A 20732-nucleotide genomic window follows, 5' to 3' on the forward strand; every position below is an offset into this window, starting at 1 on the left:
TCTTTATCCTGGAATCGTCAGGACTGTTCCCGGCCAGATCCAGTGACCGTTGCTTGACGATGATTTTCCGTGTGATTTCGCGGCCGACTCAATAGTCGATTTATTTGTGTTATAAATCTGCATATACTTAGCACCGGATCCCAGGAATTTTGTTGAAATTCTCCACAAGGTATCGCCGCTTACAATAGTGTAGGTCTTCGCCTTCGTGGAACTGCTGGCGGCTTTCTTTGTAGTGTTCCCGGACTCCACGGTCGCAACTGTGACGCCGTTTACAATCACGCATAGGTGCATATCAAGGTTTACGGTATAACCGCCGCTGGCGTCCTTTGTGTGTGTCACGGTGTCAATATAATATTTCCCGTCCAGTTTGCCGAAGCCGGACATTTTTATATTTTTACAAGCGATATACTTCACATCGCCCCTTGTTTTCACGTTAATAGACTGGCATTTTCTGTTATGCTCTAACAGTTTCGCCTTCGCCTTGATTTCCGCGTCTTGAAGGCTTTCCGCGGTTTCATTCAGTTTCAGGATCCTTGATCCGTTCCTCATCATAAATTTATATTTCAGCGTCTTATTTTTCTTAGAATCTGTATAGCAGATCTGAACGCCGTCATATAGCCGCGTCATGCTCTTAGTGGCCGACCAGGAAGAACATTTTGACCGGTCAAGTGAAAGACTGGCCGCCTTCTTTTCATAGTCCGTCTGATCGAATACAACCATTTTCCGGTTATATAATTTCATAGCCAGGTTGTAAGACGCGCAAAGACTGAAAGCGAATTCAACGTCCGTCTGGTCGGATTGCTCCATTTCGTCGATCGAATAGTCCTGGCCGGAGAAATACAAGCCGATCTTTGCCGTTGCGGCAATGCTCGAAAGAATTCCTTTGACTGATGTTTTCTTCCAGGTCTTCGATTTCTTCGTGACGTTGAAATCCGTGTTGATCGGTGTCGCTATGCCCCCGATCGTGGCAATTTGCGGCGGCCCGGAATATCCCAGGTCGTCAATCAGGAAATAACCACAATTCAGGCTTCGGTTGTCGCCTTCTTTGTTCCAGTTTGTTGTCTTGATGGTAGCTTCCACATAGTCGCCCTGAATAGGGATCCAGCCGCCCCACCAGACGCCGCTTCGGTTGTTTAATTTCAAGGAAACAGTGTCGGCCGTACCGCTCGCGTTGTCCACATACTCGAAGCCTTCTATATAATCGGTTATTTTCTTTGTGATGTCCTTTCCGTTGTATTTCACGGAAACATAAGACTGTCGCGCTTGCATGGCTTACACTCTCCATTCTGGAAGGTCTTCGTCGCTTTCTTCCGGCAACTCCGGGATATAAACCGGAGTGCCATCGGAAAACACGGAAATGTCCAGAAGTTGGGGGTTGCTGTCCATCAGTAAGCCGATGTATTTCACGTCGCCATAAAAAGCGTAGGCGATAGAGTCCCACATATCGCCAGAAACGGTTGTGTAGTATCTTTTTTCGTCCATATCATGGCCCCTTCTTTATGCGAATGAAGTCCTTTCCTTCCCCTTCTTCCATCTGTCCATCATTTCATTAAACTTCTGCTGTGACATTTCAAGGGCTTCGTTCACGTCTTCCTTGCTTGCGTTGCCCTGGATCACAACCGAAGGCGAATAGACAAATTTCGAACTATCCGTTGAAGAATTATCTTCCTTCGTTTTGTTGGTTGTGTTGCTGGTTGTCACGTTGTTGTAAAGCTGTTTCGTGACTGATTCCGCCGGCTGGCCGTTGCTCTGGATTCCGACAAGCTGTTTCATTCTGTCGAAAATAGAAGCCGCGCCGTCGTTTTGGTTGCCCTGGACGACTCCGGCGACGATGGATTTCATATTCGACCACAATTCAGTCAGCGGAAGAACCGCTTCTTTGCCGGCTTCTCCGCCGCCCAAAAGGTTGTTTCCACTTGCCCCGAAGATGGTCGGTTTGTCTAAAATACCACCGTTTTTATACCAACTGATCCCGAAATGGGGAACAGAAGGCGGATTGATTGAAAAACCGCCCGAAATAGAAACGTGCGGAAGTTTCAGCTTTGGAAGGCTCCAGGAAAAGTTGAATTTGCTTTTTAATGCGCCGATCGCGTTTGATACGGCGTTTTTCGCCGATTCCATCTTTCCACTGATCGCCGACACGATATTCCCGAAAATACTTGTGACCGTGTTCTTCGCGGCGGATAAGCCGGAAGAAAAGGCCGAACGGATTCCCGATAATGCCGACGACACATTCGCCTTCGCTGTGTTTATTTTGTTGCTCATAGTTGCCCGGACATTTTCAAACGCTGAACTTGTAGCAGACGACACCGCCGACCAGGCCGCCGAAGCGGTTGACCGGATGGACGAAGTAACCAAAGAAACTGTCGCTTTCGCGGCGTTAATCTTGTTTGAGATATAACCCGTCGCCGTTGTCCAGGCTGAATTTGTCGCGGATGATACCGCCGACCAGGCCGCCGAAGCGGTTGATCGAATGGATGAAGCAACCGAAGAAACGGTCGCTTTCGCGGCGTTAATTTTGTTCGAAATATAGCCGCTTGCCGCCGTCCAGGCTGTGTTTGTTGCCGACGATACCGCCGACCAAGCCGAACTTGTGGCTGATTTTACGGACGACCAGGCCGCCGAAGCGGTTGATTTGATCGTTGAAGTCACGGACGAAACAACCTGTTTCGCGCCGTTAATTTTTTCGGAAATATAACCGGTCGCCGCCGTCCAGGCTGAACTTGTCGCGGATTTCACCGCCGACCAGGCCGAACTTGTGGCTGATTTTACGGACGACCAGGCGCCCGAAACCGCGTTTACGATCGGAGAAAGGAAAGACGAAATCGTGTCTTTGACCTTCTGAATTCCGTCCGAAACGGTTGATTTGATAAACTCCCAGGCTGAAAGGATCGTGTCCTTGCAGTTCTGCCAGATAAACTGGAACGGAAGCGTGATAATCTGAAAAGCGGCCGAAATGATTTCGCCGATCAGCATAACCCCGACTTTCACGATATTTTTTATCGTCGTCCAGGCTTCACTTACCTTTTCGGAAATCTGCGACCAGATTTTGGAGAATTTCTCCTTGATCGCGGTCAATTTTCCGCCCGTTAATTTATCTATGAAGGTATATCCGGCCGTGTAGTAGCCTTTTACGCCCTCGATTGCCGCCGCGGCGATTCCCTTAATTCCGCCGCCGTGTTCCTCATACGCGGACTTGATATTCGATAGCTTTTCAGAAATCGTATCTTTCGCCGCTTGCATGATGGATCCGGCTGTTTTTTTGATGGACGAAAACGCGTCTGAAACCTTGTTTTTGATTACAGATAACTTTCCGCCTGTCGCTGTGTCGATCGCGTTAAAAGCACCCACGACGACGCCTTTCAGCGCGTTCAGGGGCGCCAGCGCCAGCGAAGACAGGGCGCGAAATGCACCTGAAAAGATATTTTTCAGTCCGTCAAGGGCCTTCGACCAGTCACCCGTGAAGACGCCGCTAATAAACTGAACGACGCCCTGGAAGACCTGTTTCACGCCCGAAAAGATATTTGTGATCGTCTGTTTCCAACTTTCGAATACAGACGAAAGGAACGCAAAAGCAACCGGGAATTTGTCTGCGAATTCCTGAATTGCGGCCGAAGCCTTTTCTTTCAGGTTGTTAAATACGCCGACGATCCAGTCGCCCAACTGTGACGCCTTTTCTTTCACGGTGTCCCAGTTTTTATATAGCAACACGCCGATCGCAATAACCGCCGCGATTGCCACACATACAAGTCCAATCGGACTTGTTAGAAATGCGAAAGCCACGCCCAGCGCCGAAGTAACGGCCGTTCCGACCGCACAAATCGCGTTCCAGGCTGTCAAGGCCGCCGTCTGCGCCCATGTGGCCGCTGTGCTGATTCCCTTAACAACTGCGTCCTTTGCGTATAATGCGTAGAGATAGGCCGTTTCCAGCCTGTCCTTTGCTTTCAACGCAAGGTTCACGATCATAGCTTTCTTTTCCGCGCCAAACACTACCACAAGGGCCTTGACGGCTTTTACCGTGTTCATAGTGTCCTTTGCGAATTCAACCATCTTCACCGCCGCAACTGCTCCGGCGATTCCGGTAATAATCGGGATAAGAAGTCCCCATTCATCTAATTTCTGATAAACTGTCGCCGCGGCCCCGATAACTTTCATCATGGCCCCGATAACGGCCGGGATTGCGACCGTTGCAATTTGGGAAATGGCCGGTTTCACTATCTCCCATGCCTGGAACAATTTGTCTTTCAGATCCAGGGCGACCGCGATCACTTTGTCGATCGCTGGCTTGTTTTCTTCAATTTTCGCCTTGATATTCTCGAAGGCCGTGATTCCCGTATCACGTAAAAAAATAAATGCGTCCGTGGCTTTCGTGCGAATTTCGTCAAAAGCTGGCTTCGCCTGGTTAAAGGCCGCGATTGCTTTCTTCGCGAAATTCTCCGCCGCCGGAACGACTGTGTTATAAAATGACTGTGCAACGCCGACCGCGCGGTCAGTAATCGACGGGATCACATCAGCAACCCCTTTGATTGCGTCCTTTGCAAGTGGCGCAAATACCTCGCACAATCGAATTTTAGCGTCATCGACCGCCGAACCAAAAATCGCCATTGCTCCCGGTAACGTGTCCGTCATGGTGTTGGCCATTGCGTCCAGGGCGCCGTCGGAATTATCGAAGGCTTCCGTTAGCTGTGTCCAGGTGGACGCGGCCCCGTCTGCGCCTTCTGCGACGCCTTCCAACAAATAGCCGAACTGGGTATAATAGTTCGTGCCGGCGATTGCCGCCATGTAGTTGTTTTTCTGTTCCTGGGACAATCCAGACATCGCGCCGTTTAATTCCACAAGAATATCTTGCATATTCCGCATTGCGCCGGAACTATCGTAAATAGAAACGCCCAGTTCCTTAAATGCTTTCTGCGCGACGTCTTTCGTTGTCATTCGAACCAGCATAGAGTTCAAAGCCGTTCCGGCTTCCGCTCCCTTGATACCATTGTTCGCAAGGATACCCAGGGCCGCGGCGGTCTGCTTGTAGTCCATACCGGCCGATTTTGCGGCGCCACCACAACCGATCATCGCTTCCATTAAGGCTTGCGCGGTTGTGTTCGATTTGTTATTCGCCTGGACAGCGACGTTCAAGTAATTTGTCAGATCGTCAACGCCCAGGCCCAACGCACTCATTGAGTCAGTTACCAAGTCCGAACAGGTGGCTAGATCCATCGAAGTAGCTTCCGACAAGCGAAGAACCGGTTCCAGCGCCGAAATAGAATCATTCACGTTCCAGCCGGCCAAACTCATATAACCTAATGCCTGGGCGGCTTCCGTGGCTGTCTTAGTCGTGCGTTTTCCCATCTCCTGGGCCGCCGCTTGAAGCTGTTTATATTCATCTTCGGTCGCTCCGGCAATACCGGCCGTTTCGGCCATTGCCTGGTTAAATTCCGAATATGTGTCCACCGCATCTTTGACAAAATCGCCAATTTTTACGGCCGCGAAGGCGGCTGTTGCTATCTTCGCGGCCGTTTTTGCGGCTTTTCCGATTGAATCTAATTTGTTATTAACTCCACTAACCGATTTCGTGAGTGAACTTTGGATTTTTCCACCGATTTCAAGCGCCAGTTCGTAGCTTGTTTTCTTTGCCAATTTCGCTCACTTCCTTTGCTATGTCGATATACTCGTCAAGCGGAAGATCTGTGAAAAAATCTATTCCGGTGTTTGTTGCCATCGCAAGATGGACGGCCGTTTTTTGAATGTCGGCCCCGGAATCGTACCTTACTCGTCTTTGTATAAAAAACCCACAACGGCGTTTTTAATCTTCTGGATCTCTGCGGCCGGAAGATCTTCGAAAAACTCCGCCGGAAGTCCGGTCACTTTGGTAGCGACGATCTTCGCGTATGTGGTTGTGCTTTCAGGTACGAAGCTAGATACACCGGTCTTGTTGAAAGCCTTTTCGATGGCCGTCAATGTACGTCCGGTCAGATCTTCCAGCCCGTGAAGATCTAATTCTGTGAACGTGTCGTCCTCGAATTTGTAGGGCTTTCTGAATTTGACGATCAACTCGTCTTCTTCTTCCTTCTTCGGAAGAAGGGTGTCGGCGATTTCCTCGTTTGCCGGAACGACTGCGATTTCATCGCCGCCGATCATGTCTTCTCTTTTCTGCTCTTTGTTCTCTGTCATTGCTTATTTCCTCTCTTTCCTAAATCTGGCTTCTTACTTTCTGTAAACGGTCAACGCCGTTCAGCTTCCAGATCATGTTGTATTTATCAAGTTCCAGGACGGTACTTCCGGCGATTGTGATCTTGCAGTAAGTAACTTCACGGGTGACTTTCGGTTCGCCCTTGCCGCCCTTCTTCAAAGATCCCAGGTCAAACGCCTTGACTTTTCCCTTTGTCGTTACGACAATGCTTTCAAAATCGTTTGTCTGGGTTGCGGTGTTTAATACCTGCATGGATCCGCGGTAAGTGATCTGTCCGGTCTGGGTAATGAAATCGAAGTATTCGCGGCTGATATTGCCGAAGCTTGTTTCCGTTTCCAAGGAACCGAAAGCGCCTTCGATTGCTTCTTCGATTTCGCCGGCAATTCCGGCCCCGTCGATGGTTTCTGTCATATACTCGAAGTTCGGAAGTGTTACTTCGTTGGAAACCCCGACGTACTTGTGGCCGGCTCCGTAGCTATTGAAGTTGTTTAAGACTGTTGGAATCTTATAGCCCATTATTCGCCACCCCCTTCAAGTGCGTTCTGTGTGATGGTAGGATCAAATTCGAAGACATTGTAAATATCTTCGGCCGGCGTATATCCGCCGATCTTCGTGTGGAACTTAATAGAACCATTCAGGATATTTGCGATCGGGTTTTCGTCGTGGTTGAAAGTGATTTCGCCGCCGGCGATGTCGTCGGATCCCTGTAAACCGTTCAACTGCATATTGAAGCCGGAAACAACCTCGTCGATCAGGCGGTAATTCGTCAGGTCGTCCACATTCTCGAAGAATGTAAGTTTGAAGTTGTTTTCGATGTAGTCGAAAATTGTTACAATGTTGATCCAGCGGTCGATCGGATCTGTGGAAGACGGATAAACCGCGGTATTATTGCCCCAGTTCTTCCAGCCGTTCATATTGATAGCGGTAACAACTCCGCAAGCGTTACAATAATCGTTTGCTTCGTCCATATCAGGAAGGACTTCGGAACCGTCCGCCAGGCATAAGCCGGTGATCTTCGCGTCCTTGTTGGATGGGGAACGGGACGGAACGCCGTTGTTGTTTGCGGCTAAATACTGCAAATTCGCGGCCATCATGGCGGAATAGTACAGTTTATAGTCGCCGACCTTTACCATCGGCCACATAGTGATTTCGCCGCGGCTGGAAATGGCGTTGTTATCCTTAAATTCCTTCACCTTGTCGATGGAATCGGCCTTTCCCTCTGCGGAATCGACGTCCATCACCACTTTTCCGGTGAAAAGGCTGGAAATAGAAGACGCCTTCGCGTCCAGGGCCAGGGCCACGGCCGGGATATGCGACCAGCCAGGGGCCAGAAGTAAAGAAGGAACATAGCCATATTTCGGGTAAACCATGTTTACCAGTTCCATGCCGGTTTTCTTCTTTGTGACCGCGTCAATGGAACCGATCACGTCTTCGTAAGTTACCGCGGAAGGATCTAACTGAACGAAGGACGCTTTCAGACTCTTTTCAGATTTCGCCGCGCCTGTCTTCACGATGGAAACAGCCACGGTTCCGTCAGAAGTGAAGGAAGCGACATAATCTTCATCGACCTTGTAGGTCGTTGTTCCGTCTTCGTTCGCGATCTTTAACTGATCCAGAAGGATTCCTTCTTCATCAATCACAATCTTTCCACCCTCGACCGTGTAGGTCTTAGAAACAGACGCCTTGACGTGCTTCTTCGGATCCAGGACGTTAATCAGGATCAGCGGCGCAACCGCAAAAATGTTGAATGTCGCGTAAACACTCTGACAAAGTGTGTAATTTGCGAAGTCGCTACAATAGCCCAGGGCGGTTACTGCGTCTTCTTTTTTCAGACACGCGAACGGTTTGTTCACTGTGTCGTAAGGATCGGCGGCCAGGTTGACCGGCGCGGTTCCGACTACACACTGAATACAGCCGTCAGAAGTGACCGGATTTGAAATCGCGGTCGCCTGACGGCCGGTTCTAATACCATGTTTGTAATTAGACATTGCTTTTACTCTCCTTTCAGGATATTTTCAATCTCACTTCTGGAAAGGGCTTCGATCTTGTCGTATGCCACGGCTTCGGCCGTTCCTTCCGTGTCGATTGCTTTCTTTGTTTCCACTGTTTCGGCCAGTGGAACGATCAGGTTTTTAATGATGGGCTTTTTTTCTGCCAGTTTAGACAGGTTCGCCGGAAGTCCGTTTTCGAAAACGGATCCGCTTCTTGCCACGCCGCGCAAAGTAGGCCCCATGTACATAACTTTTTTATTAGTCATATTCTGTCTCCTCTATCATCGGTTTGTTTACCGTCCACAAAGTCGTCATGCCGCCGAAGAATTTCGGCCAGGTGTCGTCTTCCTGGAACTTTTTTGAAACCGGGAATTGAATTCTGAAACGGTCTGAAATCAGCCGCTTCTTCAAAAATCGTTCTGAAATCAAATTCAGAACATTTGCAACGTCAAAATGGCCTTGCCGGTTCTCGTTTTTGTCGTTCAGGCCGACCAGGAAATAAACCGAACAAATATTGTCGCCGTCTTCATCCTGGATCACTTCTTCATCAAGGCACACCAGCACATAAGGAAAATGATCGTCGTCATTTTTCCCTTTCTTCGCCGGTAAATTCTGCGGATATACATTGAATTTCACGGGTTCCCCGTTGTTCAATGTGGTGTAGCCTTTCAGAACGTCCTTCACTTCATCGACAAGGGCTTTCTGTAAAAAAATGTCTGTCTGCATTTCTTACCCCTTCCGTAACAGGTTCGCGATTTCCGCGTCAATTCGCTTTTGAAGCGTTTCGTTCGCGTCGTCGTTAATAGCCTTCATAATTTTTTCATTTTTTATCATCTGTGGAACAGACGGGCCGTATAACTGCTTGATCGGAAGGCTTCGGCCGCTGGTACGTGTAAAAACGCCCTTGTGGCCGGATTTCATAATCGCGATAAACGACTTCGGATCGCCGTCTAATGGCTTTACGCCGCCGGCTTTCTCAACTCCGGCCTTGTAGACCTTTGGGGATCTGTTTTTTCCGCGATACCGGACGGGTGTTCCGGGACTTACCTTGAATTTTGAAAGGGCGATCCCGGTTCCGTTCGAAATAACCGCGGCTTTCAGGCTGGATTTTGTCGCTTTTGTGACCGTGATTGTTTTCTTCACGTCGCCACTGGAAACGAAATACTTTCCCGAAGTTTCCTTCGCCATGTTCTTTTTGACGTTGGTTGTCGCGCGGTTGATCGCCCTGGCAACGACCAGCGGCGCCTTCGATTTCAGATTTCCCAGACGCTTTTCGACGTCCTCAATTCCCGTGACTTCGATTTTCTGGACGATCAATCCTGGTTCCCCGTTAAAATAATAGTGTAGCCGCCGAAATCTTCCTTCACGTCAGAAATCGGGTATATCTCGCCGTCAAATTCCATGTGCTGGCCGGCGACCGGCTCATAATCCAGGTCTTTTTTCTGCACGAAGAACAGAATGTCGTCCGTGAAGATTCCGCGTGTCTCGACGGTTTTTCCCATGCTCAACTCGATAATGCGGTCATTATCCAGGACAATGGGGACTTCTTTTCCGTCGATCATGTGGGTTTCTGCGAATTCGTTCATGTTGAAGAAAACACTGTCAAGGTCTTTTTCAAGCTGTTCCTTAAACGACTTCATGGCTCCGGCCCTTACTCCGCGTCGGCTTCGGCTTCTTTTTCTTCCTGGAAATTGATTACTTCATCGGCCAGATCGCCCACTTTTCTTTCCTCGTAATCGTCGCCCAGGTCAAGGCCGATTGAAAGCGCGTAAGCGTAAAGTTCCTTCTTTGTGCGGATCTTTCTTACTTCATCGGCGCTTTTATAGCCGCCAGGGGCCAGTTCGTCGAACATATCGCCGTCGGCGCCGTCCTCGTCGTCTTCCTCGATTTCATCGGCGGCGGCCACGCGCTCGTCGATCTCCACTAACTCGATGAATTTTCTTTTTTTCAGAAAATCCAGGTCGATTTTTGACATATCGGTCGGAAGAATGGATCCGGGCGCGTAAACCTTGCCATTTGTCCGAACTTCAACTTTTGTTCTGTATGCCATCTGTTGACACTCCCTTCATTAAGATCTGTTTACATAGATAACCGCCCAGGACTCCACATCAAACGGACGCGGAAGCGGCCTGGAAGTCAGGCGAAGCATTTTAACCTCGTTTTTCTCGTCGGCGTACTGCTTCGGAACAAGGCGTCCTTCGTAAGTCTGGAACTTCTTGTCTTCCATCTGGGTAACTGCTCCATACTCGATCTGGCCTTCGCCGTCGGAATGGCCCATCAGGACGGTTCCGTCCGGGATCATCGCTTCGTCTTCGCCCTCGTCATTTAAGAACCACTCGTCGTAGGTGTAAATATCAAGGTCAAGTTCCGCGATACGGCCGTAAAAAGTAAGGGCCGGATCCACGACACGCGGTTCGATCACGATGTTCTTCATGTTCAGCATATTCATAGCTTTTTCGACGAACGGGTTCGTTGTGAACTTCTCGATCACGTCGGAAGAAAAGATCGCAATGTCCGGGGCTTTTCCGGTCGCCTTGATGATTTTCTTTCTGATCTGGCGAAGGGTAGGAAGTGGATTGACGGTCGCAAGCGCCCAGTCCTGATCGGCTCCCAGGACAGTAATGTTCGAAAAGCCGAAATCGACCTGAACGTCAACGCCTTCTTCCTCGTCCACCACGTCGATTTTTCCTTCATAGAGGATCTGGCGGCACATCCACTCTTTTCTTCTTGCGATTGCTTCTTCCAGGTCTGTCATGTCCTTAGAAAGAAGTTCGTCCTCGCGTTCTTCCGGTGTTCTCTGACTGTAAACATTCTCACCGATCGCGCGTTTAGAAACATCATCGACGGTCAGCGGTCTTTCCGGCGCGATTTTTGGTGTAGTGAAGCTGTTTGTGTGGAAACCCTGGCGTGTGATTACTTTTCCGCCGACTCTAGGACTTACCAGCGGCGCCATGACGCGTTTTCCTTTTCTCACGTCAAATTCTACCTTTTCGGTGACGTGGGTTTCCTCGCCAGGGAAAAAGGTTTTCTGTAAAAATGTGCGGACGGGCGGCGTCTGGTCGATCGCGTCCATCATTTCACGGGTTGTATAATCAGGCATTGTCTTCTTACCCCCTTATTCGTATTTCTGGACGTTTGCAAGGTGGATCCCGATTCCTTTCAACTCGTCCTCGTAAGTGTCGATAGTTGCGCCAGCCTTAACCGCAACGGCGCCGCGGTTGAAATGGCCGGTAATATAGCATACTGCCGGAATATTGTCGCCTTCGGCGGCGGATCCGGTGTCCGTGTCGTCGGTAAGAATACCGAACGCCTTCATTGTCACGGAAGAAACCGTTGTTCCGGCGATATAGCCGTTCTTGTCAGTTCCCTTCACGATTACGGTTCCGCGTTTCAATACTCCCTGGCCGCGTTTCAGGCCGATTCCCCCTGTCAGGATCGGGAAATCAGGGGAAACGATCAGCGCGTCCGGTGTGAATGTGCCTTCGTTTTTGTTGAATAACTGCATATTATTTCCCCCTTCTCTTGTCGCCCTTTAAGGCGTTGACTAAACCGCCGACTTTGGCTTCTCTCTGTTCGGCCTTCTGCTGGCTTCCGCCGTCGTTTCCAACATTCGGAACGGTTCCAACGCTTCCAGCGCCGGAGTTTGCCAGGTCGTCGGTAAGGTTGTTTAATGTTTTCTGTCCGGCCTGGTTGTTTGCGCGTAACTGTGCAAGGGCCAGATCTGCGGCGGAAAGTGGTTCTTCGTACTTCGCTTTCATCAAAACGTCGTTCGGAATACCGTTCGCGATAGAATCAATGTCTTTGAGTCTGTCACGTTCTGCCTTGATTGCTTCTTCCACGATCTGATTTACAAAATCGGGATAAGCGGTTCTTAACTGTGCGGCGTCCTGGATAGCCGGCGCCGCCGTTGCTGGTGTCATTCCCATTTCACTATTTCCTTTCTGTGTTGTTGGTGTATTTGAAAAAGTTCCGGTTTCTTTCTGCGGCGTTTTAGAAAGATTCTGAACCTTCTTCCGAACTTCATCGGGCGCGAATGTATTTACAAAATTCTTGAAATTATATCCGATCCCGTTCGCTGTCAGGACATTCTTGTCCGTGTAGGAATTCTGAAAGCTGTCTTCGATCAGTTCGTCGCAAAAACCATTGTCGATCGCTTCCTGGCCGACGTACCAACTTTCTTTGTTCATCAATTCTTCGATTTCATCGTCCGTCTTTCCCAGGCGGTCGCGATATACGGACATAATGCTTTCTTTCACCTTGTCCGTGACTTCTGCCAACTTTCCCAACTCTGCGGACGTATAAGATCCGTAAAGGGTTACGCTAGGATTGTGGGCCATCAGGACGCCGTTCTTTGCGATCCGGCGTGTACTGGCGGCCTGAAGGATAATCGTCGCCGCGCTGGCGCAAAGACCGATCACGGTCGCCGTGATTGTCGCTTTGCTCTGAATCAGGGCGGTATAAATGGCATTTGCCGCGAATACATCGCCGCCGCCCGACTGGATCAGGACGTTAATGTTTTTCTTGTCGCCCAGGGCCTTTAATTCGTTGATAAAATTCCGGTATGTGACACAATCGTCGCTCCACCAGTCTTCTTCGGACGAAATCGTTCCGAATAACTGTAATTCCGCACTGTCACCGCCGGAATCAACGAAATTCCAGAATTTGTTGTTCGCCTGGGAAGCTGTGGCCGGAACGGCGTTCGTAAACCGGGCCGGTTTAGTCTTCTTCTCCATCTTCCTTTTTCTCCTTTTCTGTGATTGTTTCCGCGCTCTGAACTGATACAAGGCCGGCTTCCTTCATCATTTCGCCTTCCCTTGCAAGTTGCGCGATATTTGCTTCAAAGTCGCCGCCGGTCAGTTCGACGGTTTCCTTCTGCCTGGTTGAAAGTCCGACATTGATTCGTTTTTCTGCCGCCGCGACTTCCTTCACTGGATCAATCATTCCCTGGCTAGGCCCGTTCCACTGTGCGCCGCAATAGGCTTTTTTAATCATCGGATCCAGGAAAAAACCGGGCGCTTTCAGGCGTCCGGTTGCGATTGCTTCCGTCAGGAATATTTCATAAATCGGCTGGCATAAATCAGCCGCTAACCAGGTTCTTTTCATTCGAAACGCCTTCCAGGCTTCCAGAAGTGCCGCCCTGGAAGCGGAATAGCTGGAAGTAAAGGATTTCGTCAGAAGTTCGACCGGAATTTCAAGCGCGGCCCCGACATACTTCGCAAGGGCCGTCACGAAGGCGTCGAAATTCGTTGACGGTCGTTTCGCGTCCGCAATCTCGACCTTTTCGCCCGGATTTAAGACGTTCACCATGCCAGGGCCTAGTTCATAGCTTGTCGGATCACTGGAAACACTGTCTTCGTCATCCACAACGCCGCCGAACCCGATGTCCGACGTCCCGTTCTCCGATGTAATAAAGACGGTAAAAAAACCATTGATAACGGCCGCCATCATTTCGGCTTCACTGTACCGCGTCAACTGCTTCAACGCTTCGATAACCGGCGCCAGATACGGGACGCCGCGGTACTGTTCCGCGCGTTCCGTCTCGTAAATCATAAGCACGTTCGGGGATCCGGTCTTATCTCCGAAGGCTTTTACCCTTGTCCATTTCTTTTCCGCCCGAAGTGTGCTGTTCGGGTAGGTGCTACAAATGTGATAGGCGACGATTTTCCCGGAATCGTCCACTTCCACGCCGTTATAAATCCGGTTGTGGGTGTTTGGATCCGTGGCGTACAAATACACGCTGTTTCCGGTCTGGTGTGGCGTGCTTATGCGATCTGCTTCGATCAGGTGAATTCGTAGGCCATACGGGTAAAATTTATAGGGCTTGTCGTACTCTAAAAGGACGCAAGCGTCGCCATTCATCAGCCAGGACATACACGCGACCTGTTGGATCTCGTAAAAATTGTTTACCCTGGTAGAATCACAAAACTTTGAGTCCGCCCACAAGGCGAATTCGCGTTCCGCGTCCTTCTGCCAGCGCTCTTTTTCCTGGCGGCTCATTCCCAGATAGTCGCCGTCGATCGTGCTTTTTAACTGTAAGCCCTGGCCGACGATGTTTGTTCGGTTTGTCTTAATGGCCGACACCGCCAGGGGCGCGGACATATAAAGGCTTCGGGATCTCTGCCGCAAGGTTGGAAGGTTCTTGTCGATGTCTTCCTGTGGTGTCTTGCTGTTTGCCAGCCATCCACGCATAGAATTTTTATTTCTGGAAGCGCCCGACTCGTCATACCCGGAATTTTGAAAGGAACGGATCATTTGCAATTTGAACCGGTCTTGTGTCCGGCGGAGTGCCGCGGACGGGTTGACAATCTCGACCGCTTTGTCGAAAATATTCAATTTTGCACCGCCTTTCTCAAATATCCCGTGGAATAAAACGACCGGCGAAATTCCTTCCGCCGGCTTCCAACTGTTCAACCTGTTTTTCTATGTCTTTGATCGTTGCCCGGATCGTGGATAAGTCCGCACGTTTCAGACTTTTTGTTCCGATCACGTATTCCTGGTTTAATAAAACGGCTTCTTCTGCTTCATAGTACAGATTTAAGCGCTTTTTCAGTCTTTCCAGGCGTTCCTGTTTCACTCTACTTAACGCCATCTTATCAACCCCCCTTTACAACTGGACGCCGCGGCTTGCGACGCCTGTTTTTTTGGTAGCCTTCTTTTTCGGCTGTTTTTTCATGTAGTTTATACCGGCCTTGATTTTTCCTTCCAGAACGTCCCAGTTCGGACGAAGAATTTCCGCGGCCGCGGTGGAATAGTTGCGAAGATCCAGCGGTTCGTTTCGGGTTCCCGATTTCTTCACCCACTTAATGACTGGACGGCCGTCCTTAATGTGAACGACACGCTGTTCGCTATTGATACCCTTGATATAGGTTTCATTGTAACCACGTTCAGCGTTAATCGGAAAATGGCAATACCCCGGCCCTTCGTCAACCGTGTTTAATCTCGTCATAAGGATTTCTTTTCCACTGTCAACGCCCAGGATAAAGACCTTCACTTTATACTGGTTGTTTGTCGATACCTTGTGGATCAGTGGTATTCCAGGGCCGCCCATTCCTTTAATTCCATAAATGCGCTTGCCCTTGCGTTCCATCTTTTTCAGCCATTTATAACACTGTGTTGTGAAATGGCCGCCGGTATCAATACAAGTACACGCCAGAAGAAGGGATGTTCCGCTTGCGAAATATAATTCCCGGTCAAGGTATTCTTCCAGGCGATCCCAGGTTTCGTCTTTTTCCAGGTCGCCGAAGATCTTTTCATACCGGATCCCCCACGACTCATAGCCGCGGCCCCATCCGGTGATCTCCACTTCGAAACGGTCGTCCTGGACATCGACGCCGGCCGTCAGAAGAAGAACGCCGTCCGGGATTTCTGCTTCGTAGCGTTCCCGGCGTGAAAGAAGGGAATCGTCGTCGGCACTCTTGCCGCGTTCTTCCCAGGTTTCGCCCAGACTGGTATTGATAAAGGTCTTCATTTTGTTTATGTCGCCGTTTTCCTTCAATTCCTTGTTAGCTTCCTGGAAATCCCGGATAATTTCTTCCCAGTGTTTCCAGGGCGACGCTAATTCGTTTAAGTGGAACGACCTTTTCCGGCGGCGATCCGGGAATTTCGCGATATATTTTCCGGTCTGTTGTTTCCAGTCCATTTCGGAAATGTGTTCACCGCAAAACGAACATTCCATTGTCGCGTCGGAAAAATGAATCCGCCCCCATTCGTAAGGCTGGAACCGGCCGCAACACGGGCAAGGAACACACCATTCTTCCTGTGAACCGGAAAGAAATTCCTTTTCAATCTGGCTTTCGCCCTTGATTGTAGGCGTTGAAACCTTGATTTTCTTTCGGTTCCAGAAGGTATTTGTTCGTTTTTCCGCTAATTTGATCGGATTTCCTTCGCCGCCAGCGCTGGCTGGGTATCTGTCCGTCTCATCCATCAGGACAATTCGGATCGGACGGGACGCCAGGGACGCCGGAGAATTCGCGCCGGCCATTGTAATATGACCGCCCGGAAATTTCTTGTGAAGAATTGTGTTCCCGGAATCCCTGGATTTTGAATCCTTTACTTTGTCCGTTAATGCCGGCGTGTCGCGGATCATCGGGGCCAGTCTGTCCTTCGAAAAGGCTTGCGCCATGTCAAGGGTAGGCTGGACAACCAGGATCGGCGCCGGATCGTAGTCAACATAATAGCCGATCGTGTTCAAAATCAATTCCGTTTTTCCGACCTGGGCCGAAGACATGATAACCACTTCTTCACACGCCGGATCGTTTACCGCGTCCAGAATTTCGCGCTGATATGGGGCGCGGTCTGTGTTCCACTGTCCGGGTTCCGCGGCGGACTCTGCCGAAAGTTTTCTGTACCGGTCGGCCCACTGGCTAACTGTCAGGATCGGGGGCGGCGCCACAATCTGGGCGATCTCGCGGAACAGTTTCACCGTTTTAAAGTCGATTTGAAGGTCAGATTTGTTCATCGTCTTCACCTTCCACGTATTCGTCACTATAAAAATCAGCCGGATTGTAGTCTTTTAATTCGTTCAGCGCTTCCGTGACTTCCGACGTCAGGCGTTCCTTGATATAACCGGCGTCGCGGTCTTCCAGGACTGGGGCAACTTTGGCCGGAATGTTCATCATTCTTGTTTTGAAGGACGATAACATATCGGTCATAACATGGCGAACGTCGTCCGCCTTGTGAAGTTCTCCCTTCATGGTCTGCAATTTCATTTCTGAAATATGACGCTTGACTCTTTCGTGAAGGGCTTTTTCTTCTTCGAAGTTCAGTTCGCCGTCTGGATTGTCGCCGTCGTTGCTGTCAACGGCCAGTTTCAGCGAAAGAATATAGTTCTTCAAGGAATCGACCAGGTTATAACGTCCCTTCGCCGCCCGGACGATGATTCCTTCTTCTGCCATCTGGCGGATCCTTCGGTCGGTGACTCCGAAAATGTTCCCCAGGACGGCCGCTGATACGGTCAGGCTGTCTATATCCGTGACTTTCGCTGATTCTGTTTCCTGTTTTGCCATACCTGGCCCCCTTTCTGCCGCCCGAAACGGAAACGGCAACTTTCGTTATTTTTTTTCTGTATCTGGGAAGATTTTGGGCCTCGTAGACCCGCAACAAAATTTTGTCCGGCGGAAGAACCTAAAATTTTTTCGGGAATTTTTTTCAAAAAACCATCATGGCCGGTCGCTCCGTCGGTCGCTCCCCTCTCTTGTCATATCTTACTATTGTGTCAAATGGTCGGCGGACGTCCGCTTTCATTATAGTGCGAACAAAAGGCTACACCGTCACTTGTCACGCGCCCGTTGTGTCAAGTACAGGGTAAAAAGAAAAAGAACTTCCCATTCTTCGCGCGTCTTCAAGGCGTGTTTGGGTGTTCTTTTATTTGCGGCCATGCTTGAAGGTCAGGCCCTTAATCAGTTTGTCTTTGTTGTCCTGGTTGATCCCGATGTACCGAAGTGTGACGCTTATGTCTGCATGGTTGAAGATCTCTTTCAGTGTCACGGCGTCGTGTGTCTGCTGGTACATATGATAGCCGAACGTCTTTCGTAATGTGTGCGTTCCTATGCTGTCCAGGCCAAACTTCCGGCCGGCCGCCGATAATATGTTATAGGCTTGCTGGCGTGTGATTGCTTTATTCTGATAGTTCGGGGAACGGAACAGATATTCAAAGTCACGCTTCCCGGAAATATATTCGTCGATAACTGGCCGTAACTCTGAATTTATCGGGAAACGCTTTTCCTTCCCGGTTTTCTTCTCTCGAATATAAACCGCGTCTTTCCCCTTTACATCGCGCACGCGAAATTTTAGGATGTCAGAAATTCGAAGGCCCGTATAAATTCCGAACATAAAAAGGACGTAATCTCTTTCGTTGTTCGATTTCAGATAGTCGGCCAGATCCATAACAAGATCCATGTCCCGGATCGGTTCGACCGTGTTCATCATTTACGCCCCCCTTTCTTTTTCAGGCATGAAAAAAGCGCCGCATTTCTGCGACGCCTTTTCGAAGGTCTTATTGATCCACTTATCAACATACACATTATAGCACACGGGAACACGACATTTCCACGACATCTTTTACGACATTTTTACGACATAAAACACGACATGAAATACGACATTGCATTTTTACACTTTCCCGTGTATTTACTGGGTTTTTCGAACTTTCGGTCTTTCAAAAACCGGTTCAAATTTTTGAAAAATTTTCGTTTCAAAAAATTTTCATTTTCAGATCAAGCCGCGGTCTTTCATGTCCCCTTCGATCCGCTGTTCCTGACGGACGGACAGACCGATTTTTTCGGCGGTTCTTTGCTGTGTCTCTTTCAAAATCACGCGGTTGTAATAGATTTTTTCTTCGTAGCCGGTCAGGCTCGAATAAATCTTTTGCACGCGCTTTTTGCTCCGGCGAAGTTCCTTCCGTTCCTCTGTCAGTGTTCGGATGTTCGCTTCGTCGCGCTGGATCAGTTCCAGCCCTTCCAGAAAAGAAATGTGAGTGCTAGGCGAAGACTCTTTCGAATAGTCAATTCCACCAACGCCAGAAGGGCCATTCCACCCACACATTTTTTTGATCTTGTCAATCGACCTTCTGTGATTTTTGATTCGCTCATTACACAACATAATTTGAAGGTCAATGTCTCTAAAAAGGTTCCTTTCGTTGTTATTAGACGGTTTCGCCATTAGGCTTCCCCTTGCAATCACGGCCGCTTCGTGCTATGATTATTAAAGGTTTTGTGGGCGGAGAAGTCGGAAACGGCGTTCCGTCCTTTTATTTTACAACAATCTTTTTGTCAAATCAACCGTTTTCATAATCTTTCACCACTTCCAGCCACAAGCCCCGTTTTCCGTCTTTGTAATAAAGAAAATCGGTATAGATCCCAGCTTTCAGAAGTTCTTCGGACATCCTGATCGCGTCGTCCGCGTCCCGACATTTTATCGTGTCGCCGGCTTTAAGTTTCTGCGGATTCTTCGTCCTGGACATTCTTTTCTTCCCCTTTCGATTCCTTGATCCCGAAACTGCTATTATAACCGGCGTCTTTCAGGATTTTTCGAACTTTTTCAAATTCTTTCTTTGTGAAATTCTCAACCCTGGCAATCACGACCGAATTTTCGACTTTCGCTTTATATCCGGCCGCGGTCAGTAATTGAACCGCTTCTTCTTTGCTCATTTCCTCACCTTTCTTGTACACATGAAATATAATTCCCGTCGGCGTCCTGGTAGATCTCCACCGGGAAGGCCAGGGCTTCGATAACTCCGATCAGCTTCGCGTCTTTTGGAATATCCTTCGTTTCCACCGAATAAGAATTCAAATAAGCCGTTTCAAGTTCTGGATCGTTATCGTTTAGCGGTGCCGGCTTGAAATCTTCGGTTTCATTCACGTTTTCCTGGTTCTTTTTCCTTCTTGCCATCTTGTAAGCCCCCTTTCTTTACATTCACATAGCCAAACGAACCGCCAGACAGGAAAAAGGCCCTTCCGGCCGTTTCGTCCATGTCCCCGTTGTCAATATGGCTTTGATAACAGGCGGCCGCCCGTTCCCTGGCTCCGCGGTCGCCGTATGCGTTGACGCGCCAGCCGGCGCCGCAAATATTACAGTAAATCACTTCGTCGATTTTTACCGGGTGTCTTTCCCGGTAATGCTTTTCGATTGCGATCCGGTCTGTCGAATTCTTTCCGCAAACCGGACAGCAATAATATTTTACACTCCGGGATCTCTGGCGGCTCATTCCAGGTCAACCCCCAGTTCAACAATTCTTTTATTGTTCTTAATGTCCATCGTTTCGATCTGCTTCTTCCAAACCGCGCCGTAAATCTGAAAATCCTTTTTCAAGGTCAGAAAATAACGCTTGTGTGGATCGCGTAAATGAAGTTTTATAAGGCTGTCCGTCAGGTGATCGGTGACGCCTTTGTCTATGACTGTTATATCAATCCTGGCCGCGGCCCGATTGAATTCCCGGCAAATTATGACATATTCCGGGCGTTTATTTTTCTTTCCCATTCTCTAGTTTCCTTTCTGGCCGTAAACGACGACCATTGACGGAAAAGGGGCGCTGTTTTTACTATCGCCGAATTTCAGGCGACCACGTATGAAGCGAATTTCCGCTTTGTGGTATATGTAATCGTGGAACCATTTTGTATCGGTTCGCGCTGGTAATAACATAACGACAAGGTTTCCGTGATCCTCATTCGTGCGAAAGGCTTTTTCCACCCATTTTCCTATTTCCCGGCCATACGGGGGATTGCAAAATACCCTATGCCCCCCCCCATTCTTTCAAAAGGCCATTGTCGGCTATGGTATAATATTTTTCGCACTTATGGTTGAATTCATCAGCACACGGATCCAGGTCGAAATGAAATTCCTTGTCAAGTTCAGCAAAGAACGCCTTCGGTGTGGCCCATGCGTCCGTTTTGCTGGAAAACATAACATTTGTGTTCATTCATTCTTTCCTTTCGTGTTCATGCTATCAGGAAGCCATTCAGGGAAGTCATAAATTGACATCTGGCCGTCACATTCGTAATCATCCAGGATCCCCGAAGGTTCCGTTTCGTTTTTTGGTTTCTTTTCTTTGTTTTCCACTC

The 20732-nt window shown here is 49.1% G+C and carries 28 protein-coding genes; all 28 read right to left on the reverse strand.

What is annotated here, in order from left to right; all coding sequences use genetic code 11:
* Positions 1-3: 3 nt before the first annotated feature.
* Positions 4-1269: a LysM peptidoglycan-binding domain-containing protein gene (locus LIQ05_RS02285; protein ID WP_226818260.1), complete on the reverse strand. Its 1266-nt coding sequence runs from the start codon at positions 1267-1269 to the stop codon at positions 4-6.
* Positions 1270-1272: 3 nt separating this feature from the next.
* Positions 1273-1482 carry a tail protein X gene (locus LIQ05_RS02290; RefSeq protein ID WP_022119241.1) on the reverse strand — a complete coding sequence of 70 codons (210 nt, stop codon included), beginning with the start codon at positions 1480-1482 and terminating at the stop codon, positions 1273-1275.
* A gap of 15 nt (positions 1483-1497) precedes the next feature.
* On the reverse strand, positions 1498-5631 hold the full coding sequence (locus LIQ05_RS02295) for a phage tail tape measure protein (RefSeq protein WP_226818262.1): 4134 nt from the start codon (positions 5629-5631) through the stop codon (positions 1498-1500).
* A 129-nt stretch (positions 5632-5760) separates the two neighbouring features.
* On the reverse strand, positions 5761-6165 hold the full coding sequence (locus LIQ05_RS02300) for a phage tail assembly protein (protein ID WP_022118243.1): 405 nt from the start codon (positions 6163-6165) through the stop codon (positions 5761-5763).
* Positions 6166-6184: 19 nt separating this feature from the next.
* Positions 6185-6700 (reverse strand): phage major tail tube protein, encoded by a 516-nt coding sequence (locus LIQ05_RS02305; protein ID WP_114002353.1) that lies wholly within the window; start codon positions 6698-6700, stop codon positions 6185-6187.
* Entirely contained in the window at positions 6700-8037 is a 1338-nt protein-coding gene (locus LIQ05_RS02310) for a phage tail sheath family protein (protein ID WP_181824098.1), read from the reverse strand. The genes LIQ05_RS02305 and LIQ05_RS02310 overlap by 1 nt, the downstream gene beginning before the upstream one ends.
* Positions 8038-8177: 140 nt before the next feature.
* Positions 8178-8441, reverse strand: coding sequence for a hypothetical protein (locus LIQ05_RS02315; protein ID WP_114002355.1), 264 nt, complete (start codon positions 8439-8441; stop codon positions 8178-8180).
* Positions 8434-8901, reverse strand: coding sequence for a hypothetical protein (locus LIQ05_RS02320; RefSeq protein WP_114002356.1), 468 nt, complete (start codon positions 8899-8901; stop codon positions 8434-8436). The genes LIQ05_RS02315 and LIQ05_RS02320 overlap by 8 nt, the downstream gene beginning before the upstream one ends.
* A gap of 3 nt (positions 8902-8904) precedes the next feature.
* Positions 8905-9492, reverse strand: a complete 588-nt coding sequence (locus tag LIQ05_RS02325) for a phage tail protein (protein ID WP_114002357.1) — start codon at positions 9490-9492, stop codon at positions 8905-8907.
* Complete coding sequence (locus LIQ05_RS02330; protein WP_114002358.1) at positions 9489-9815, reverse strand: hypothetical protein; 327 nt, start codon at positions 9813-9815, stop codon at positions 9489-9491. The genes LIQ05_RS02325 and LIQ05_RS02330 overlap by 4 nt, the downstream gene beginning before the upstream one ends.
* An 11-nt stretch (positions 9816-9826) precedes the next feature.
* Positions 9827-10225: a hypothetical protein gene (locus LIQ05_RS02335; protein WP_114002359.1), complete on the reverse strand. Its 399-nt coding sequence runs from the start codon at positions 10223-10225 to the stop codon at positions 9827-9829.
* Between the two features lie 18 nt (positions 10226-10243).
* On the reverse strand, positions 10244-11275 hold the full coding sequence (locus LIQ05_RS02340) for a major capsid protein (RefSeq protein ID WP_114002360.1): 1032 nt from the start codon (positions 11273-11275) through the stop codon (positions 10244-10246).
* A gap of 15 nt (positions 11276-11290) precedes the next feature.
* The gene (locus LIQ05_RS02345; RefSeq protein ID WP_114002361.1) at positions 11291-11680 is read right to left on the reverse strand and encodes a head decoration protein; all 390 of its coding nucleotides are present in this window, start codon (positions 11678-11680) and stop codon (positions 11291-11293) included.
* A gap of 1 nt (position 11681) precedes the next feature.
* A complete protein-coding gene (locus tag LIQ05_RS02350; protein ID WP_114002362.1) occupies positions 11682-12908 on the reverse strand; it encodes a head maturation protease, ClpP-related in 1227 nt (408 codons plus the stop codon).
* Positions 12892-14508 carry a phage portal protein gene (locus LIQ05_RS02355; RefSeq protein ID WP_114002363.1) on the reverse strand — a complete coding sequence of 539 codons (1617 nt, stop codon included), beginning with the start codon at positions 14506-14508 and terminating at the stop codon, positions 12892-12894. Before LIQ05_RS02355 ends, LIQ05_RS02350 begins: the two co-directional genes overlap by 17 nt.
* Before the next feature lie 16 nt (positions 14509-14524).
* The gene (locus LIQ05_RS02360) at positions 14525-14764 is read right to left on the reverse strand and encodes a DUF6148 family protein (protein WP_114002364.1); all 240 of its coding nucleotides are present in this window, start codon (positions 14762-14764) and stop codon (positions 14525-14527) included.
* 15 nt (positions 14765-14779) lie between these two features.
* On the reverse strand, positions 14780-16633 hold the full coding sequence (locus LIQ05_RS02365) for a phage terminase large subunit family protein (RefSeq protein ID WP_114002365.1): 1854 nt from the start codon (positions 16631-16633) through the stop codon (positions 14780-14782).
* Positions 16620-17180 (reverse strand): hypothetical protein, encoded by a 561-nt coding sequence (locus LIQ05_RS02370; RefSeq protein ID WP_226818264.1) that lies wholly within the window; start codon positions 17178-17180, stop codon positions 16620-16622. Before LIQ05_RS02370 ends, LIQ05_RS02365 begins: the two co-directional genes overlap by 14 nt.
* 358 nt (positions 17181-17538) lie before the next feature.
* The gene (locus LIQ05_RS02375) at positions 17539-18099 is read right to left on the reverse strand and encodes a site-specific integrase (RefSeq protein ID WP_114002367.1); all 561 of its coding nucleotides are present in this window, start codon (positions 18097-18099) and stop codon (positions 17539-17541) included.
* Between the two features lie 285 nt (positions 18100-18384).
* Positions 18385-18834, reverse strand: a complete 450-nt coding sequence (locus LIQ05_RS02380) for a hypothetical protein (protein ID WP_117503467.1) — start codon at positions 18832-18834, stop codon at positions 18385-18387.
* Positions 18835-18949: 115 nt separating this feature from the next.
* Complete coding sequence (locus tag LIQ05_RS02385; protein ID WP_226818266.1) at positions 18950-19135, reverse strand: hypothetical protein; 186 nt, start codon at positions 19133-19135, stop codon at positions 18950-18952.
* Positions 19104-19322 (reverse strand): hypothetical protein, encoded by a 219-nt coding sequence (locus LIQ05_RS02390; RefSeq protein ID WP_117469511.1) that lies wholly within the window; start codon positions 19320-19322, stop codon positions 19104-19106. Before LIQ05_RS02390 ends, LIQ05_RS02385 begins: the two co-directional genes overlap by 32 nt.
* Positions 19323-19326: 4 nt before the next feature.
* Positions 19327-19563 (reverse strand): hypothetical protein, encoded by a 237-nt coding sequence (locus tag LIQ05_RS02395; RefSeq protein ID WP_226818268.1) that lies wholly within the window; start codon positions 19561-19563, stop codon positions 19327-19329.
* Positions 19526-19879 (reverse strand): Lar family restriction alleviation protein, encoded by a 354-nt coding sequence (locus LIQ05_RS02400; RefSeq protein WP_226818271.1) that lies wholly within the window; start codon positions 19877-19879, stop codon positions 19526-19528. Before LIQ05_RS02400 ends, LIQ05_RS02395 begins: the two co-directional genes overlap by 38 nt.
* Positions 19876-20151 (reverse strand): hypothetical protein, encoded by a 276-nt coding sequence (locus LIQ05_RS02405; RefSeq protein WP_226818273.1) that lies wholly within the window; start codon positions 20149-20151, stop codon positions 19876-19878. Before LIQ05_RS02405 ends, LIQ05_RS02400 begins: the two co-directional genes overlap by 4 nt.
* Before the next feature lie 3 nt (positions 20152-20154).
* Complete coding sequence (locus tag LIQ05_RS20535; RefSeq protein ID WP_320051478.1) at positions 20155-20361, reverse strand: DNA N-6-adenine-methyltransferase; 207 nt, start codon at positions 20359-20361, stop codon at positions 20155-20157.
* A gap of 43 nt (positions 20362-20404) precedes the next feature.
* Positions 20405-20590, reverse strand: coding sequence for a phage N-6-adenine-methyltransferase (locus LIQ05_RS19635; protein WP_264292700.1), 186 nt, complete (start codon positions 20588-20590; stop codon positions 20405-20407).
* Positions 20587-20730 carry a hypothetical protein gene (locus LIQ05_RS02415; protein ID WP_226818275.1) on the reverse strand — a complete coding sequence of 48 codons (144 nt, stop codon included), beginning with the start codon at positions 20728-20730 and terminating at the stop codon, positions 20587-20589. The genes LIQ05_RS19635 and LIQ05_RS02415 overlap by 4 nt, the downstream gene beginning before the upstream one ends.
* Positions 20731-20732 lie beyond the last annotated feature (2 nt).

Source organism: Blautia glucerasea (assembly GCF_020537505.1).
Lineage (GTDB): Bacteria > Bacillota > Clostridia > Lachnospirales > Lachnospiraceae > Blautia_A.